Source organism: Gemella sp. 27098_8_155 (assembly GCF_041433725.1).
Classification (GTDB): Bacteria; Bacillota; Bacilli; order Staphylococcales; family Gemellaceae; genus Gemella; species Gemella haemolysans_D.
The window spans coordinates 75,642-95,835 of sequence record NZ_JAPWCA010000006.1; the positions used below are offsets into that span (position 1 = coordinate 75,642).

At 29.7% G+C, this 20,194-nt stretch carries 14 protein-coding genes; 3 read left to right on the top strand and 11 right to left on the bottom strand.

Going from position 1 to position 20,194, the window contains the following annotated elements:
• Positions 1-115: 115 nt before the first annotated feature.
• A complete protein-coding gene (serS, locus tag O5Y44_RS04225; RefSeq protein ID WP_271966115.1) occupies positions 116-1,396 on the top strand; it encodes a serine--tRNA ligase in 1,281 nt (426 codons plus the stop codon).
• 138 nt (positions 1,397-1,534) lie between these two features.
• On the opposite strand, the gene O5Y44_RS04230 is transcribed toward serS, so the two are convergent.
• The 9 genes from O5Y44_RS04230 to tpx form a co-directional block, all read right to left on the bottom strand.
• On the bottom strand, positions 1,535-5,809 hold the full coding sequence (locus tag O5Y44_RS04230) for a pneumococcal-type histidine triad protein (RefSeq protein WP_371465601.1): 4,275 nt from the start codon (positions 5,807-5,809) through the stop codon (positions 1,535-1,537).
• Positions 5,810-5,986: 177 nt separating this feature from the next.
• Positions 5,987-7,033, bottom strand: coding sequence for an LPXTG cell wall anchor domain-containing protein (locus tag O5Y44_RS04235; RefSeq protein ID WP_271987529.1), 1,047 nt, complete (start codon positions 7,031-7,033; stop codon positions 5,987-5,989).
• Between the two features lie 135 nt (positions 7,034-7,168).
• Positions 7,169-8,377, bottom strand: coding sequence for a sodium/glutamate symporter (gene gltS / locus O5Y44_RS04240; RefSeq protein WP_271966107.1), 1,209 nt, complete (start codon positions 8,375-8,377; stop codon positions 7,169-7,171).
• Between the two features lie 319 nt (positions 8,378-8,696).
• On the bottom strand, positions 8,697-9,308 hold the full coding sequence (locus O5Y44_RS04245) for an NUDIX domain-containing protein (protein ID WP_271987531.1): 612 nt from the start codon (positions 9,306-9,308) through the stop codon (positions 8,697-8,699).
• Between the two features lie 19 nt (positions 9,309-9,327).
• Positions 9,328-10,278, bottom strand: a complete 951-nt coding sequence (gene whiA / locus O5Y44_RS04250; RefSeq protein ID WP_271987528.1) for a DNA-binding protein WhiA — start codon at positions 10,276-10,278, stop codon at positions 9,328-9,330.
• Positions 10,279-10,425: 147 nt separating this feature from the next.
• The gene (locus O5Y44_RS04255) at positions 10,426-11,856 is read right to left on the bottom strand and encodes an ABC transporter ATP-binding protein (RefSeq protein WP_271987527.1); all 1,431 of its coding nucleotides are present in this window, start codon (positions 11,854-11,856) and stop codon (positions 10,426-10,428) included.
• 4 nt (positions 11,857-11,860) lie between these two features.
• A complete protein-coding gene (locus O5Y44_RS04260) occupies positions 11,861-12,550 on the bottom strand; it encodes an energy-coupling factor transporter transmembrane component T (protein WP_271987526.1) in 690 nt (229 codons plus the stop codon).
• Position 12,551: 1 nt separating this feature from the next.
• Positions 12,552-13,172 (bottom strand): MptD family putative ECF transporter S component, encoded by a 621-nt coding sequence (locus tag O5Y44_RS04265; RefSeq protein ID WP_102170443.1) that lies wholly within the window; start codon positions 13,170-13,172, stop codon positions 12,552-12,554.
• 11 nt (positions 13,173-13,183) lie between these two features.
• The gene (tpx, locus tag O5Y44_RS04270) at positions 13,184-13,681 is read right to left on the bottom strand and encodes a thiol peroxidase (RefSeq protein ID WP_271965722.1); all 498 of its coding nucleotides are present in this window, start codon (positions 13,679-13,681) and stop codon (positions 13,184-13,186) included.
• A 182-nt stretch (positions 13,682-13,863) separates the two neighbouring features.
• Between tpx and O5Y44_RS04275 the strand changes: the two genes are divergently transcribed.
• Positions 13,864-15,867, top strand: a complete 2,004-nt coding sequence (locus tag O5Y44_RS04275) for a DUF5776 domain-containing protein (RefSeq protein WP_271987525.1) — start codon at positions 13,864-13,866, stop codon at positions 15,865-15,867.
• 84 nt (positions 15,868-15,951) lie between these two features.
• Here O5Y44_RS04275 and metG read toward each other — a convergent pair whose 3' ends face one another.
• Together metG and pepT are read right to left on the bottom strand one after the other, a co-directional pair.
• Positions 15,952-17,952 carry a methionine--tRNA ligase gene (gene metG, locus O5Y44_RS04280; RefSeq protein WP_271987524.1) on the bottom strand — a complete coding sequence of 667 codons (2,001 nt, stop codon included), beginning with the start codon at positions 17,950-17,952 and terminating at the stop codon, positions 15,952-15,954.
• Positions 17,953-18,263: 311 nt separating this feature from the next.
• The gene (gene pepT, locus O5Y44_RS04285; RefSeq protein WP_271987523.1) at positions 18,264-19,490 is read right to left on the bottom strand and encodes a peptidase T; all 1,227 of its coding nucleotides are present in this window, start codon (positions 19,488-19,490) and stop codon (positions 18,264-18,266) included.
• A gap of 196 nt (positions 19,491-19,686) precedes the next feature.
• On the opposite strand from pepT, the gene O5Y44_RS04290 reads away from it, so the two are divergent.
• A complete protein-coding gene (locus tag O5Y44_RS04290; RefSeq protein WP_271987522.1) occupies positions 19,687-20,187 on the top strand; it encodes an acyl-CoA thioesterase in 501 nt (166 codons plus the stop codon).
• Positions 20,188-20,194 lie beyond the last annotated feature (7 nt).

A 20,194-nucleotide genomic window follows, 5' to 3' on the forward strand; every position in this document is an offset into this window, starting at 1 on the left:
TTGGGTGGAACCACGGTATAGAAATTAATCGTCCCTTACGTCTTTGACGTAAGGGATTTTTTATTTTATATGTAAATTCGATTTTAAAAATAATATACAAAAGGAGAATATAAATATGTTAGATATTAAATTATTTAGAGCAAATCCTGAAATGGTAAAAGCAAAATTAGCTGCTAGAAACTTAGAGACTGGTGTAGTTGACTTACTTATCGACTTAGATAAAAAACGTCGTGAACTTCTTGTTCAAGTAGAAGACCTAAAAGCACTTCGTAACAAAAAAAGTGAAGAGATTGCAATCTTAAAAAGAAAACGTGAAGATGCTTCAGATGTAATCGCTGAAATGAAACACGTTTCTGATGAGATAACAACACGCGATATTGAAGTTAAACAAATTGCTGAAGAAATTAACGAAAAAATTATTAGAATTCCTAACTTAATTTCTGATGAGACTCCAATTGGAGAGAATGAAGATGAAAATATTGAAGTTCGCCGTATTGGTCAAGTTAGAGAATTTGATTTCGAACCAAAAGCTCACTGGGATCTAGTTGAAGAATTAGATATTGCTGATTTTGAACGTGCTGCAAAAATTTCTGGTAGTAGATTTGTGTTCTACAAAAAAGCTGGAGCTCTTTTAGAGCGTGCATTAATCAACTTTATGATTGATACTCATGTAGTTGAACACGGATATGAAGAATTTATGGTACCTCAATTAGTTAATAGAACTGCATTATTTGGTACTGGGCAATTCCCTAAATTCGTTGAAGATGTTTATACTGTTGAATCTGAAGGATTAACTCTTATCCCAACAGCAGAAGTACCATTAACTAACTACTACAACGGTGAAATCTTAACAGAAGATATGTTACCAAAAGGTGTTACAGCATTCAGTATTTGTTTCAGATCAGAAGCAGGAAGTGCTGGTCGTGATACTCGTGGTCTTATCCGTCTTCACCAATTCAACAAAGTTGAAATGGTACGTTTTGCAAAACCTGAAAATTCTTATGAACAATTAGAAATCATGACTGGTCATGCAGAAAGTATTCTTAAAAAATTAAACTTACCATATCGTGTTATCACTCTATGTTCTGGAGATACAGGATTCTCAAGTGCTAAAACATATGATATCGAAGTATGGTTACCAAGCTATAATGCATATAAAGAAATCAGTTCATGTTCAAACTGTACAGATTTCCAAGCACGTCGTGCAAATATGAGATTCAAACGTGAAGATACAGGTAAAATTGAATTTATTCACACTTTAAATGGTTCTGGATTAGCTGTTGGACGTTGTTTAGCGGCAATTATTGAAAACTATCAAAATGAAGATGGATCAATTACCGTACCAGAAGTTCTACGTCCATACATGCGTGGAATTACAAAAATCGAAAGAGATTAATTTCATTTTAAACTAAAAAAATTCCAAGAGGTTTATATAAAAATCCTCTTGGAATCTTTTAATAGCTTAACACATTAAAAGTAGTGAAGAAAGATCCTCTCTTTTCAATCCACTACTTTTAATTTATGTAATATAGAGTTATATATCTATTTGAGTTTTTTCAAATTTATCTAGAGCTTGTAAATATCCATCTGTTCCTGTTACATGCCACGCTAAACTAACATCTCTGAAATTATTAAGCCAACTTAACACTTTTCTTAATTTAGCTGGATTATTAGCCAGTACAGTCTGTGCTTTGTTTTCTAATTCTGTTAATCTACTGTTTACAACCGCTTCATCAATATTACCACTTACTTTTGGTATATCTATATAAGGTATTTTATTTTGATTATATGTTCTCCATCCAGGACTCTTAATTGGATAATAGTGATTGTGATCCCCATGATTTACTATCATTTGTCCATCTTGTACTTGAATATGTTCAACAGTTGTATTCATACTACTTGCTAAAGCAGATATTTCTTTTTCAAAATCCCCTTCTAAGTCTGAACTCATCGCCGGAACAGTTATATCATTGAGTAAAAGACGCTTAACAGAACCGTTATAATTAAAGACTAACGCATTATTATCAACTGAAATATCACTAGCATTTAATCCGTAGAATAGAGCAATATAATTCTTCTTACTCTCTAATGTTGCTTTATCTATAGTCGTTGTAGTTTCTGCTTTCTTAACTAAAAATTCTTTTGCTTCTTCTAATTGCTTAGCTGATAATTCTGATTTTTTGATAAAGTGATTATGATCTCCATGTTTTACAATATAGCCATCCCCTTCTTCACTAACTATATTGTTTACATCGAATACAAAATCATGTTCTTCAGCTTCATTATGATTGTGAGCTTCTGAAGTGTGTTCCGCTTCAGTATTTGAGTGTTCTACAACTGAATCTTCTTTGTTAGCTATCTCAGTAGTTGGTGTTACTAAATTATCTTTAACTTGTTTTCTTATTTCGTTCAATTGTTTTTCTAATTCAATTTGTTTATTTCTACTTTGATCTACACTGTAAGACATATCAAGATAAATAATACGCGCTTTTTGTTTTAATTCATCAGCAACTTCTGACGATAATTTTTTCTCATCTTTTAGTTTCAATATTTCTTCTTGAAGTTTTTCTGCTTGTTCTGTAATATAATCAGCAGTTAAAGTATAATTCTCTTTTATATCTCCACTTTCGACTTTTTCAAAGTTACTCACTATTCCTTTTGGAATATTTTCACCACTAGGAATCTCTAACTCTTCTTTTGAAACTATATTATGACTTATATCTAAATATTCTAGCGTTTTGTTTTTTTCTTTTAAAGTTAATGTTTCTACATAATTATTTGCCATTGTTAAATATTTTAGAGCTGTAAGATTATTAACATTTTCCATTGTTCTAATAACATTATTGCTAACTGTTAAATTAATCAGTTTATCTTGTTTATTAGTTGGGAATTCACTAATCTTATTACCACTAGCATCCAAATTCTCAAGTGCAGATAATTTATGAACGTTATTGATATCCTCTAGTTTATTATTTTTGATTTCTAGACTAGTAATTGTTTTGTTCTCAAAATCTAAACTGTCAATTTTATTATTGTTAACTTCTACACTTTCTAAAATTTTAGCATTTTTCAAATGAGATAATGTTGTTATTTTATTATCATTTGCCACTATTTTTTTCAATTTAGGTAAATTAGATACTACACTTAAATCTCTAATATTAGTATTATTTACCGTTAATTGCTCTAAACTATCATTTTTAAGAGTTGCTAACTCTAAACCGCTGTTATTAGATAAGAATAAACGCTCTAATTCATTTTTATTACTTAATGCATCTAATTTTGTAATGTTATTATTTTCAAGACTAACTGCTTTTAGATGATTTAAATCTTTTAGAGCCGATATATCCTTAATTTTATTATTGTCTAAATTTAACGACTCTAAATTAGTAAGATTTTTTAATACATTGATATTTTCAATGTTATTTCCTGCTGCAGAAATTAGTTTTAAGTTTGGATAATCTTTTAAAAACGAAATATCCTGAATATCATTTTCAGAAAAATCAATTCCTTCTAATGTTGGTATATTTTTTATAAATGAATAATCTTTAATACCCGTTCTTGATACGTATAATTGTTTTAATTTTTTAAATTTATAAACAGGGGTAATATCATCGATAGGTGTATATCCTATTCCAAGAACTTCTATATTTGGCATAAGTTCTAAACCACTTCGTTTAAGTGGATCTTTGTTTTGACCAATATTCAAGTACTTAACAGTTTTTAACCACTCTTTCATTTTTTCTACATTTGATTCATGTGCAGGAAAATCAGTATCTGCAGAAGCATGTTGAATATCATGTATAATATCATCATCAAATCCTAATTTTTTCAGCGTCTCAGCTCCTGAATTATTATGTGGATCTGCTAGAGGTTTAGATGTGTCTATATCTTTAACTAATATAGTGTGGCTATGATCTCCATGTGGATACACCAATGCTTTCCCTTCTGCTGTTTCAATTAATTTTATAGAACTTTTATCTATATTTAGTTGTTTAGCAACATAGTCAATTTTTTCTTCAATTTCTTTTTCTTCAGCATTATTTTGCTCTTCTCTATGGTTGTCATTTCCTTCTGAAGAATTATTCGCTGCTTCCGTTTTATCAGTAGAAGTATTATTAGCTGAATTATTACTTTCTACTTTATCTTTACTATTCGAATTATTTTTCTCCGTATTTTCTTTGACATTTATATCTTTTAACAACTCCGTTTTTCCATCGTAAGAAATTGCATCCCCACTTGGAGTAATAACATAGCTAAATTTATCTTTTCCTATGTTATTTTTTTGAGAAAGATAATTAATTTTATCATTAACTTCTTTTTCCAATTCTGCATACTCTTCTTTAGCCTTATTCAGATATTGATAAGGAATAAGTTTTTCCCACTGAGAATTAACCAATTGTTTATAAAATACAAAGTGTTGATGACCACTATGAGCTACAAGAAACCCTGTTGAAGTAGGCGTGATTACACTATCATCAGATAATTTAAACCCATCACTAGTTTCATATTGTACTCCTGCAAATGATAAAACGCTAGGTTTTACCTCTGTAACGTTATCTTTTTTATTTTCTTCTTTATTTACTTCAGGTAAAGAAGGCGCAGGAATAACTGGAGAAGGTTTAACATTCTCCACTGGTTTTTCCACTTTATTCACTTCAGGTAAAGAAGGAGTGGGGATAACTGGAGACGGTTTAACATTCTCCACTGGTTTTTCTACTTTATTCACTTCAGGTAAAGAAGGTGTAGGAACAACTGGAGTTGGTTTAACTACCTCAACAGGTTTTTCTACTTTGTTTTTAGGAATGTAGTGGAAGTGATCTCCATGACGTACTGTATAACCATTTTCATCTTCACTAACAATATCTTTAGGATTAAATTTATAATTATCTTCTGTACTTGATGAATCTTTATGTAGCTCTTGTTTTTCGTTACTTGTTGTATTATTTTTTGGAATATTCACAACCGTTGTATTTGTAGTAGCTGCTGGAGTTCCAGTGTTATTTACTAAGTATTCCCATTTTGTACCTACTAGTTGAGAATAAGGTATTATGTGTTGGTGACTACCGTGTTTAACTATAAATCCAAAACTATTTTTTCCTATGATGTCATTCTCACCTTTAAATATATATCCATCACTTGTTGGAGTTGTTATTCCTGCAGTTGCTGCAGGTAACGAACTATTAGTTTCTACTTTGCTTGCTTGTGATAATTGAGAACTTGATAGCTCGCTTTTCTTAATATAGTGGAAATGATCGCCATGACGGACTACATAACCATCTGCAGTTTCACTTACGATATCTTTAGGGTTAAATGTATAGTGATCTCCGCTCTCTTTAGATTCATTAGCTTCTCCATGATGATGGTGATGTGCATGAGCTGAGATTTCTTTAGCAGTTTTTTCATCGACAATATTACTTTGGTTTATTCCTTCTTTAGGATAGTAGTAATATTTACCGTTAACTTTTATAACGTAACCTTCTGCAAGTTCATATTGAATGTCTTCATCTTTTAATTTATAATCTTTATTTTTATAAACTAGTGAATCAAGAATTTTAGCGTTATAAGGTACTAATCCTTTCTCATAGTGGCTATGATCACCGTGAAGTGTCACATATCCATCGTCAGTGATTTCACTAACCACGACTGAACTAACTTTGTCTGAGTAATTGATTTTCTTTGCTTGTGCTGTATTTTGTACTAGAGGTGTTGTTTCATATGCTTGTTGTCTTCCGTATTCATAACCAGCAAAGGCTGATAGTCCGATTACAAGTGAACCACAGGCACTAGTAATAATATTCTTTTTATTCATATATATTCTCCTCAATCATTTAATTCGAAATAATTCCGTTTTATTATATCATAGTGTTTAGAGTTTGTAAATAGGAATCTTTACGATTAATTCAGCTATAAACTAAAAAATATATAATACATAAAATTAAAAATAAAGAGTAACAATTTATTTCTAAATCGTTACTCTTTATATGTTTTAATTTTTCTTTTGCCCTCTTCTTATTAATATTGCAGCCAAGATTAGCATAACTCCAACTACTTCTAAAGCTACAGTTTTTATACCAGTTTTCGGTAGCGAAGAGATTTCATTCACATTATTTATTTTTTTAGTTAATGTTTCTGGTAATTCTTCCTTCTTAACATCTACAGTTGTTTCGGGGATAACCACCCGTGCTCTTTCTTCAAGATTTTTTGTACCAATTTTTATTCGTTCTACAATCGTAAATTTACTAAAATGATTAATATTAAACTGTAGTTCCCCATCTGAATATTTACTATTAACTTTTTCAAGAGAGTTATCATTCGGAATGTGATAAACTTCTAATTCAGTATTATCCTTCTTAGTTATTATTATTTTTACCGTTCGTTCCTCATTACTATCTACCTTTTTATCATCTTTTTCAAAATGGATTTCGAACGTCTCTATAATTTTATAATCATTACCTAACTTGTTTCTAATAGATTTATTTAACTTATTATCATTTAAAGATTCAACATGTAACTTATCTGCAGAAATACTACCTTTTTTATATTCTACTTTAATATCATGACCTGATAAATTTGCAAATAACAAATCTTTATTAGGAGAATTGTTTACATCATGATATTTTTCTTTATCCGACATTACTGGGAACTTATTATCATCATCTTTTTTTACTGGAGTTTTATCTTCTTTCGGTTCTACCAACGGTTTTCTGTCTGGTTTATCAGATGGTTTATTTACAGGCTTTCCTATTGGCTTTTCCGTTTGTTTTACCGGTGGTTTTCTTACCGGTTTTCCCGCTAATTTATCTTCTGTCTTCTCTAGCGGTTTTCTAACTGGTTTATCAGTTTGCTTAACCGGAGTTTTATTTTCTGATGGTATTGGTTCAACAACCGGTCTAACTCCATTTTCATCAACAATAACTTTATTATCAGTATCCATCAGCGCCTTAGCTGTTCCAACTTTTAAACTACCCGTACTTATAAAAATACTTAATATTCCAACAGAAATATTTCTTATTGTATATTTTTTTTGTTTCACTTCTATTCTCCTCAAATGATTACAAAATCTATTTAAACTTTCTAATAATTATATTATACATTATTATTTTCATCAAGTAAAAGTTATAAAAAAGTTTGATTAGCACTCAAATTGCTAATCAAACTTTTTTTATTTCTATCTAGATAAAAATGAGAAAAATCCACTTATAATAGCAACATTAAAGAAGTCAATGAATAATGCCCCTACTATTGGCATAACGAAGAAGGCTATGTGCGAGTGTTTATATTTATCACAAACACTTTGCATATTCGCAATACCATTTGGTGTTGCTCCAAGTCCAAATCCAACGTGCCCTGCAGATAATACAGCAGCATCATAATTTCCACCCATTACTCTAAATGTAACGAAGTAGATAAATACCCATGCCAATACTGCTTGAGCTAATAATAAAGCAGCAAGTTGCCCTGCGACACTACTTAGTTCCCATAGTTTTAAACTTATCATAGCCATTCCTAAGAATAGATTTAATGAAACATCCTCTAAAATATGAATTTCTTCATAGTGTAAATCAAACTTACTTGTATGGTCCGTTACATTTCTTAAAATTGCCGCTACAATCATTGGTCCAATGTAGTTCGGAAAGTTTAAAAACTGATTTAAGAATGTAGATACATAACTACCGATAAACATTGATAATAAAATTAAGAAAAATGCTTTCGCGAAATTTTCACCATCTAATTTCTTAACATCATTATTGAATAAAAATTCATCGTTATGTACTTTTTCGTTTTCAACTTTTTCAGCAACTACTTTTAACTTTTTACCATTAATTAATCTGTTAGCTAATGGTCCTCCAAGACTAGATCCTGCGATTAGACCAAAAGTTGCTGCCGCAATCGCAACACTCTTAGCACCTGTGTGGCCCAATTCCTCAACGATCGGTGCCATCGCAGCCGCAGTACCATGTCCACCTGTCATTGCAGTTGAACCTGTTAATAGGGCTATTAGCGGATCTATTCCAGTTGCATATCCGATTCCTACCGCTACGATATTTTGAAGAACTACTAAAATTATAGCCATTAATAAAAACATAACAACTTTTCTTCCACCAACTTTTAGTAATCTCCAACTTGCATTAAATCCTATACTTGTAAAAAACACTGTCATAAAGAAACTTTGTAAAGTATTATCAAACTCAAATATTACTAAGTTTGTTTGTCTTAGGACTAGGTTTAATATCGCAAACAAGAATCCTCCAATAACTGGTGATGGAATACAGTATGTTTCAAAGAATTTAATTCTACTTCTCAGAAATCTTCCTATAATTAATATTACAACAGCCAATCCTACTGTTTGTATCATATCCATTTTTATATTAAACATATAATCATCCTTTCTATATTTGTTATATTTTCTAACATGTTGTTATTAACCTTATATTTAGAAAGTACACTTTATTAATTCTAACTTTTTGAAAATTTTCAATGTAAATTTACAAAAATATTAGTATTTCATATATTAATATTACACTTTATTTTAATTTTTTTCAAGATTACGTTAGATTTTATTACATTTTTTCAAAAATTCCTAAAAAAATAAATGAAGCAACTAAACTCACGATTTCATACAAATCATTTAGTAAAGTCGCTCCTATATAGTTAATCTAGTACTAGAATTTTATTACATTATTTGTTACTCTTTTTTAGAAAATTGGTTTTAAAAATTCTGACCAAGTCTCATAGTTTTCTTCTGATTTTGCTTCTTCTGCTGACATCCACTTGATAACAAGTGTATCATCTTCTTTTGCTTCCACTTTAGTTTTATCAACTTTACACTCATAGACAACACCTACATGGACTTGACCTACTTCTGTTTTATCATCATTTATCAACCCTATAAAGTGTAGATTGTTTAATGCCTCTTCTTCAGAAACTCCCACTTCTTCATTCAACTCTCTAGCAGCGTTGATTTTTAACATTTCAAAAATTGTTTTTCCTTCAACCTCGTTCATATGTCCACCAATACCAACAGAAGCTTTACCGTGAAGTCTTGCTTCACCTCCACCTACTAGGCGTTTATATACTAATACTTCATTAGTATTCGAATCTTTTAATAGTACGTACCCGATTAATTGTTTATAACTTGGATCTTCCTCCATATCTCCTCGACGTTTTACTTCATATGATTCGAATGTATCAATAATTTTTTTTGTCTTATCATCATTTTTTTCTATAAAACCATAGAAATGATTTTCCTCATTATTAAATAATTCTTTTCTATTTACAACTAGAATTTGTTCATCCCACTTACTCATCATTTTTTATCCTTTCTCTTTATTTTTCTTGATATGTTCCTTCTCTTAATTCTTTAGCTATTTTCGCTATCTTTCTAAATCTATGATTAAGACCCGATTTCGACAATTTTCCATCTTCAATCATTTCTGCTATTTCTTTTAATGGATACTCCGGATACTTAAGTCTTGCTTCAGCAACGACTCGCAGTTTCTCATCGATATTATCCAACCCTATTCTTTCCTCAATTATATTAATATCCTCAACCTGCTTCGCAGAGGCGTTAACAGTCTTATTCATATTCGCCATGTCGCAATTTTGCATCCTATTTACAGAGTTATTTATATCTCTAACAATTCTTTCATCTTCAAATTGGAATAAAGCTTGAAAAGCTCCTACTAAATTAATAAACTCAGCTATTTTCTCAGATTCCTTAATATAAACAATGAATCCTTTTTTTCTTTCAAGGCTTCTTGCATTCAATTTATAACTATTTAATAGTTCATTTAATTCTCTATTATGTTCCTCATAAGATGAGAAAATCTCCATATGATAACTAGATGTACGAGGGTTATTTATCGAACCACCAGCTAAAAATGCACCACGTAAATACGCTCGCTTTTTCTCATCCGTATCTATTAATTCTTTAGCAATATCTATTCTCATTGTGTAATTATCATCTAGAATATAAAGATCTGTAAGTATTTCTTTAACATTCTGATCTAAACGACAAATATAAACATTATTTTTCTTTAATTTTAATTTTTTTCGTACAGAAATATTCACATGTACATCATAAAAATACTTAATTAAAGAAAACATTCTTCGTGCAATTGAGGCATTCTCAGTTTGAAAACTTAAACTTAACCTACCATTCGATATATTTAATACACCGTTCATTTTTATAAGAGCAGATAACTCAGATAAAAATTCTCTGTCTTTTGTTATCTCTATTAAAGTTAACTCTTTTTTCATATCTGAAGCGTATGACATAAATTCCCTCCTATCTTCATTTTTCTATAACCTATATATTTTATCATGATAACAGTAAATTAACAAATCATTTGAGTCGAAAATAGAGTTAACATCGTACATTTGTAAATGATGTGAGACAAAAAAAGAGTTAACATACTATGTACATTAACTCATCTTTTCTAATATTTTATTTTTATTATTCTCATTTACTTCTATACGTTCTTTTATCCCTTGTTTATCAAAGAAAAGAACTTCATCAGAAACTTGACATAAAAACTCATAGTCATGTGTAATTATAAATATCACTACATCGTTTTTAGCTATTTGCTCGATTAAATTGCTTAATTCTAACATATTTACATAATCTAGTCCACTTGTTGGTTCATCAAATACTAGGATTTTTTTATTAGATAATAATGCAGAAGCTATTGCTACCCTTTGTTTTTCTCCACCAGATAGTGTATTAGGATGACGATTTAAAAATTTCCTAATATTTAATTTATCTACTACTTCATCAAATAACTCTAAATTATCACTACCTAACTTTATCTCCTTCTCAACAAGATTCGTAAATAGTTGATAATTTACATCTTGCATTACTTGAAATGTACTTCTTATTAAATCTTTTTTATTAAGATTTTTTCCATTAAGTATAACTTTATGTTTAGATTTATGTAGTCCACTTAGAGCATTAGCAAAAGTAGTTTTCCCACATCCGTTAGCACCGATTATAGAATAAATTCTTGAAGAAGAAAAACTCTCATTTTTTAAATAAACTTGATGAGTATGGACTTTATAATCTAGTTGCTCAATATTTAAATAATGCTCTTTATTCTTTCTAGGTTCTTTCTTACCAAGTTCTACTTTTGATAAATCTATTTGTCTAGTTTGACACGCTCTACTATCAAAGTCGGAAAGCTGTTCTTTTGTAACTTCATGCACCAGCTTGCCATCTTTAATGATATACATTCTATCGATTAAATCTTTTAAGTAATAGATTCTATGTTCAGCTACAATTATTGTCTTCCCTTTATTCTTCAATGTTTCTATTATTGAAGATATAAGTTTTATAGATTTTAAATCTAGATTACTAGTAATTTCATCAAGAACATATACATCGGCATCTAGCATCATACTAGCCATAAAAGCTAGTTTTTGCTTTTCACCACCGCTTAATTCTAAGACATTTCTATCTAGTAGATAATCTGCAGAAAACTCATTTACTACCTCATCAATTCTATTTTGAATTTGAGGTTTAGAGTAACCATAATTTTCCATACTAAAAGCAAGTTCACTAGTAGAGTCTAAATTGAAAAACTGATTCTTAGGATTTTGGAATACACTTCCTACAACCTTAGAAAAATCTTTTAGTCTATCTCCTATACTTAGATGTACAACTTTAAATTCTCCACTAAAACCACCATCAAAAAATTCAGGAGCTAGACCATTTAAAACCCTCATAATTGTTGTTTTTCCACAGCCACTTGCTCCCGTAAATAAAATACATTCACCTTTTTTGATTTCTAGTGACAAATCTTCAATATTTAATTTTTTAGATTCAACATATTTGTAATTAAAATTTTTAAATGTTATCAACTTATCACCTCATAAACATAATAAAACAAAAAATTATAGTAACAGCTACCATAACCAAATAATCGAGTTTGTTAAACTTTAATTCAATATAACTAGTTGGTTTTTCTTCATTATCTATACCACGGCACAAACACGAAACAGAAAGTTCATTAGCAATATTTGTACTTATAATTACATAAGGAACAAATATATATTCGAAAAATTTAAATGGATGAAGTAAGTAGTAACCTCTACTTACTCCAATCCCCTTCATTTTTAATGAATTCTTTATTTGTTTGTAATCTGTAAGTAAAACAGGAAAAAATCTATATAAAACTGCAAGAACTATTATCATTTTCTTTGGCAATCTGATGTTTCTTAAAAAACATATCAATTCAGATACTTTTGAACTACTAACCAACGCCATACCCGCACATAGTGGGAAATATAAAGTTTTAAACATTAGAGCTGTTAGTAGTAAGAAACTGTCAAGAACTTGAAGTGTTACTGTATGAGCAAAGAATACTTCATAAGCTGTTAAGAAAAGATATATCCCGAAAAATCTAATCATTCTTTTAAAGTTAGAACTTATTCCTAAGTATATTGAAAAACAAAGTGCAATAAATAAATGTGTGCTAATTGACATCATTTTAAACATTAAAATATTAGCAATGATCAATATAAAAATCTTAGTTCTTATATCTAACTTCAACATACTATATACCTGCTTTATTGAAATTCTTGAAATATAATTTTCTTCCAAGATAAGTTCCAATAATTGAGAAAATTATTGTGAAGATAACTATAAAAATAAATGTTTTCATATCAGTAGAACTCATAACTAAGTTAATTTTTTCTTGAGAATAATTTCTATTTTGAAGATGTTTTACATATGCATCTTTCATAAAAAACATTGGTAATATTAATCCAATATTTCCTAAATTAAAGAATAAATATGATAAATATTCATTTCCATATCTGAATGCAATCTCCGCTAAAACTGCCGCTCCAATTAGAACAACTCCACCTACTACAGAGTGACCAGATACAGTCATAAAAATACCAATAATTGCTATCATAATAAATATTGCCATATTTTTATTAATTTTATTAAAAATTAAACTATACACACTTCCACAAACTAGGGCAGCCGTAATAGAAGTATAAGTAGCAAAATAGACTTTTCCACCAAATATTAATGATGTTAAAAGTGTTGAAATTCCAATTCCCACAGCCATTACAAGAATTAATAAAATAGTATAAAGCCCTAAAGTAATTAAATCTTTAATCTGTAAATTTTTATTTTCTTCTTTGTTTATATATTTTAATTCTGTCATCTATTACCTCACTATAATTTCTTCAGTGCATCTAGAGCATTGTTGTAGTCTGGCTCTTCACCGACTTCCTCTAACACTTCTTTATAGCGAATAACTCCTTCCTCATCAAGGACGAATACAGCACGAGATAATAAACCTAATTCTTCAATTAATAATCCATTGTTAGTTTCAAAATCACGATATTTATAATCAGAAACAGTAATTGCATTATTAATTTCTTTATCAGCACAGAATCTTCCTAATGCAAATGGTAAGTCTTTTGATACTGTAATAACTACTGTATCAGCTAAATCACCTACTGCTTTATTAAAGTTAATAGTTTGTAAAGCACATACTCCTGTGTCTACTGATGGGAATGTGTTGACAATTACTTTTTTCCCTTTATAATCTGATAATTCAAACTCTGATAATGTTTTAGTAACAGCTCTAAAATTTGGGAAAACATCACCTAAATTTAACTTATCTTCAATAGTAACTGGTGTTCCTTTAAAGCTTATTGTTTTCTTCATAATTAATACCTCTTTTTAATATAATTTATATTGATAAAACTATCTACAACTAATGATAACATATTTCAATTAGAGTTAAAAGTTTTTTACATAATTTAATATGATTTTAAGCGTTTTTTATGTAGTTTTGTTATTATTTTATGATATAATAGAATGGAATATTGTTTGAAAGGATTATTTTTATGTCAAAAGAAGAAAAAGATATAGTAGTTAAAAATGATACTACAGACACGACTGAAGAAAAAGATAACTCTACATCTTTTTTTGGTCGTTTAAAAAACCAAGTGAAAACTCTTAATTTTAAAAATAATGAATCTAAGGATAACGAAAAGACAGATTCTCATATTGATGAATCTGCAATTGAAAAAGAACTTCGAGAAAAAGAAAAAGAAGTAAAAAAACAAGAACAAGAGTTAAAAAAACGTGCTTTAGAGCTAGAAAAAGCTAAAAAACAATTTGAAGAGCAACAACGTAAGATAGAAGAAGAGAAGAAGAAAAACGAACTTGCTCGTGCTGAAAGAGAAAGACTTGAAAAAGAACGTATTGCTCGAGAAAAAGAATTAGAGCGTCAACGCATTGAAAAAGAAAAAGCGGAAAAACGTGAACAAGAACGTCTTGAAAAAGAACGAATCGCTCGTGAAAAAGAACTGGAACGTCAACGCATCGAAAAAGAAAAAGCGGAAAAACGTGAACAAGAACGTCTTGAAAAAGAACGAATCGCTCGTGAAAAAGAATTAGAACGTCAACGTATCGAAAAAGAAAAAGCTGAACAAAGAGAAAAAGATCGCCTTGAAAAAGAACGTATCGAAAAAGAACAAGAAGAAAAAAGAAAAAGAGAATTTAGACGAAAAGAAAAAGAATTTAAGTTATCAGAAGATAAGAAAAAATTAGAACTATTACAAAAAGAAAATGAGAAGAGAGAGCACGAAAATACTCTTCTATCATTACAAACTTCATTAATTTCTCTAGAAGATAAAATAGAAGAAAAGAAACTTACTATCTCTACTCTAAAAAATAGAAAAGCTGATAAAGAGAAAATAATGCTAGAAGAAAAAAGACTTAATGTTTTAAATTCTCAAAGACAAGTTATTCTACAAGATATTACAACTGAGAAAAAGGCAATAGAAAAAATTCAAAAAAATCTTGATATTGAATATAAACTAGATGGGCTTAAAAAGGAAATTCACAGTATCAAAAAAGAAGTTGTCAATGAAGATGAAACCGCATTTAAAGTTAAATATATTGACAACAAACCTAAAAATATATTCATGGTATCTCTTCTAAGTATTAAAGCTTTCATTTCTAAATCTATTTTAAGAAATAAAGTTGAGAATTATGATAAAATAAAAAAAGTAGCAAAAAATATTAAGGTTAGAATTGCAACTTCAATAATCTTAGCATTATTGTTATCAATTTGTTTCTTAGTTACTCTGAAATTTATTTCTTCTGCTAAGGAGCACTATATCAGTTTCGGTGAGACAAACAATAGCGCTGTCGATACTACAGACGAATTGAAAAAACAAAAAGAAGCTGAGGAAAAAGAAAAAATTCTTAAAGCACAAGAACAAGCCAACGCTATTCGTATAGATTCAGAAGCGCAAGATGAAGAAATAACTGCGAAATTAGCTGGAACATTCTCATCTTACTCATTCGACGTGGACCGTGAAGTTACAGTTAATAAAAAAATTCACGCATTTAAATCAGCTTCTTGGTCAGAACCAGGTGAAGTAATTGAACCTGGAACAAAACTAACAGTAGATAAGATAGTTTCTCCCGCTGGTTACATTATGTATCATATTTCATCTGGGAATTTACAAGGGCAGTATATTACAGCAAATGAAAAATTTGTTTCTGTAGATAAGAAAAATGATCAACTTGAAAACTTTATCTCTCGTCCAGTAGCAATTAAATTCTTGACTACACAAAATATTTATTCTGATGAGTCTCTAAGCAGTGTTAGATCAACTTATGGTAATGGAGCCCAATTAAATATTAATGGTATTGGTATTTCTAAAAATAATAGATTAATATATCATGTAGCTGATGGATCTTTTGTACCTGTTAATCCAGTTCGTGTAATCGAAACAAACAGAGAAGCACCTAAGCAAAAGAGTAATGATAATAAAAATACTACTAATTCTCAAAATACCCAAAACCAAAACACTCAAAAGAAAACAACTAGATAACAAACTAATCCACCTTGGTTAATAACCAAGGTGGATTTTCTAATAAGAAAGAGAACATAGCACTTGGCTATATTCTCTTTTCTATTATCTAATTTCTGCTCCATTAGGAATTTCAGAATTAATTTCTACTACTCGTAAAATACCGTCTTTTTCAGCTGATAGTATCATACCTTCACTTAATTCACCACATAATTTAACTGGTTTTAAGTTAGCTACTACAGCTACTTTTTTACCAACTAATTCTGCTGGATCATAATATTTAGCAATACCAGAAACTATCTGTCTTTGATGATTACCTAAATCTAATTTGAATTTTAATAGTTTAGAACTTTTCTTAACTTTTTCACATTCTAATACTTCTGCAACCCTTAAAGAAGTCTCGAAGAATTTATCGATTGTAATTTCTTCAGCAAGTTCTACATAAGTATCGTCTTTTTCTTCTTTTGATTCAGTTTCTAAGTTTTCTAAAGCCTTAGGAGACATTTGAGTTTTAATATACTGTACTTCTACTTCTTTATCAAATCTCGGGAAAATTGGAGTTGGTTTTTCTACAACTTTAACCGTCCCATCAAATACTCCAAATGTTTTAGCAGATTCGAATACTAATAATTCTTCTTTAACACCTAATTGTTTAGCAATTTCAACAGGTGCTTTTGTTAAAGCTGGCGCTATTAAAATTGTAGCAATACGCAGGCTTTCTGCTAAATAGTTCATCACCTTATCTAGTTCAGGTTGATTAGCTTCATCTTTCGCTAAAATCCATGGTGTTGTTTGATCGATATATTTATTAGTTCTTGAAATAAACTTCCACACTGATTCTAGAGCTTTAGAGAATTGCATATTTTCCATATATTCTTCATACTCTGAAATAACTTCTTTTGATAAAGCTATTAATTCTTTATCGAATTCTGTAGTTGGTTCCACGAATTTTGGAATAACTCCACCACAGTATTTGTTAATCATTGAAATAGTTCTGTTTAATAAGTTTCCTAAATCATTTGATAAATCTGAGTTAATTCTATCGATAAAACTTTCAGGAGTGAATATACCGTCTTGACCAAATGGAACCTCACGTAATAAATAGTAACGAGCTGAATCTAAACCATAACGTTCTATTAACATGTAGGGATCAACTACATTACCTTTAGATTTACTCATTTTACCATCTTTCATTAATAACCAACCATGAGCAAAAATTTTCTTAGGTAGTGGTAAATCTAATGCCATTAGAAGTATCGGCCAATAAATTACGTGGAAACGTACGATTTCTTTCCCAACAACTTGCACATCTGCAGGCCAATATTTATTAAATAATTCTTCACTATCTCCAGTTGCATAACCTAAAGCTGTAATATAGTTAACTAAAGCGTCAATCCAAACATATACAACGTGTTTTGGATTAGATTTTACTTTCACTCCCCAATCGAAAGTTGTACGAGTAACTGCTAAATCTTCCAATCCTGGCTTAATGAAATTGTTAAGCATCTCATTTTTTCTACTTTCAGGTAGAATAAATTCAGGATGTTCATCATAGTATTTAACTAATCTGTCAGCATATTTACTCATTTTGAAGAAATAACATTCTTCACTAACTAATTTTACTTCATTTCCACTTGGTGCAATCCCACCAATCATATTACCTTCTTCATCTCTGAATACTTCTTGAAGTTGTGTTTCTGTAAAATATTCTTCGTCACTGATAGAATACCAACCTTTGTACTCTCCTAAATAAATATCGCCTTTTTCAACTAATCTATCAAAAATTTCAGCAACTGCTCTTTCGTGATAATCATCTGTAGTACGAATAAACTTACTATAGTTAATATCCATAGCTTTCCATAATTTTTTAATATCTTTAATCATTTCATCCACATAAGCTTGTTCTGAAATTCCTTTTTCTTGAGCTTTTTGTTGAATTTTTTGACCGTGTTCATCTGTACCTGTTAAAAAGTATGTATCATATCCACTTAATTTTTTATATCTAGTTAATGCATCACAAGCAACTGTTGTGTAGGCATGTCCTATGTGTAAGTTACCACTTGGGTAATAAATAGGAGTTGTAACATAAAATGTTTTTTTAGTCATCTTACAACCATCCTCTCTTTCAATTTTTTAGTTAATATACATTACTATTGTACCATATATCGCGAGTTAATGCATATTTTTTTATCATTTTTTTCAAATTTCAAAATACTTTTATATAAAAAAGACATCACTCCTTAAGTGAAAAAAATCAAAAGCAAGATTCGTTACAAACCTTGCTTTTGAGCTACTCTTCTATTAAGTTTCAAATTAATTCTTGAACTAATTTCCTCACAATGAACTTAATATTATTATAATCAAGTTTATATTATATAGTTTCATAAATTATCTTTGACACCACGGTGTTATTTTTTCTACTTTTTTGCTAATTTAGCAATCTCCACTATTGTATCAGCCGCTTTTGCCATATGTTCTAAGCAACTGAATTCATATTGTCCGTGGAAATTTTCTCCCCCAACGAAAATATTAGGAGTTGGAATACCCATGTAAGAAATTTTAGAACCATCAGTTCCTCCACGTATTGGGATTATCAATGGTGTTACACCAACATTTTTTATTGCCTGTTCGGCTACGTCAACACAGCGTTTATCTTCTTTAATTACATCACCCATATTATAATATTGATCATATAATTCATATTCAACAACATTACCATATTTTTCATTAATTTTAGCAGCAACTTCTTCTGCGAATTTTTTACGAGCTAGGAATTTCTCTCTATCATGGTCACGGATAATATAAACCATTTCCGCTTCCTCAATTCTCGCTTGCATATTGTGTAGTAAGTAGAATCCTTCATACCCTTCTGTATGCTCAGGTACTTCTTTTTCTGGGAATAATGAAGCTAATTCAGCAGCAATCATATTAGCATTTTTCATTTTTCCTTTTGCAGTACCTGGATGTACACTTACTCCTGTAATTTTATATGTAATTTGTGCAGCATTAAAGCTTTCATATTGAAGCTCTCCTAGAACTCCACCATCCATAGTATAAGCATAATCCGTAGCGAATCCTTTTGCATCAAAATGATCAGCACCACGTCCAATTTCTTCATCTGGACCGAATGCGATACGAATATCTCCATGTTCTATTTCAGGATGTTCACTTAGGTATTTAATAGCTTCTACTATTTCAGTAATTCCTGCTTTATCATCAGCTCCTAGTAATGTTGTACCATCTGTAGTGATTAATGTAAGACCTTTATAATTGCTTAAATTAGGGAACTCTTCTTTAGTCATTACAATATTTAATTCTTTATTTAAAACTATATCTTCTCCATCATAATTTTCAATAACTTGTGGATTTATTCCTTCTACATTAAAATCAGCTGTATCTACATGAGAAATAAAACCTATTTTGTCATAAGGCTTATCAGTGTTAGCTGGTAATGTCGCAGTTAAAAACCAATTTTCTTCATTTAAAACTATATCACTAAGATTTAGTTCTTCTAGTTGACCTTTCAACATACGTAAGAAATCTTTTTGCTCTGGAGTAGACGGGATTGTTGTACTAGCCGCATTAGATCTAGATTTGAAATTAACATATCCTAAAAAACGTTCTAACATAGTTTCATATTTCATTATTCTTCACCTCATTTGTATTTTCTTTTATTATAATATACTTTTTAACAAAATGTAAAGATTATAATCATATATCTTTTTTATAATATTATAAACAATCTTACTTAATAAATCTTTATATTTATGTTACAATTACATAAGTATTCTAATTTTATATTAGACATTAGTAAAATTAAATTTTAAGGAGATCTTTTTCATGCAAGAAGTTATGAATTATAAAGATACTAGGATTGAAAACTTCCATACTATCTATCCTAACCATATGAACAGACATGACACATTATTCGGCGGTCAAACTCTATACTGGCTTGACGATGTACAAGGTTTAGTAATACGTAGATATACACACCTACCCTTCTTTACAGCAAGTATTGATACATATCAATTTTTAGATGTTGTCCATAGACACGAAGCATTAATTATTGATAGTTATATTTCTAGAGTTGGTACAAGAAGTGTAGAGATTTTTGCAGAACTAAGTGCATTTAATCATGAAACTAGACATACTCGTCTAGTTGGAATCTGTTTCTCAACATTCGCTATTAATAGAGAAACTGTCCTTGAGAAACCTTTACCAAAAGTAGAATATACTGACGAAATTTCAAAATTTGTTAGTTCTTCATACGCAGATAGACAAAGCGGGAAATTAACAGCAAGACAATTTTGTAAAGAATACCTAAAATATTATAATAAATAGCAAAAAA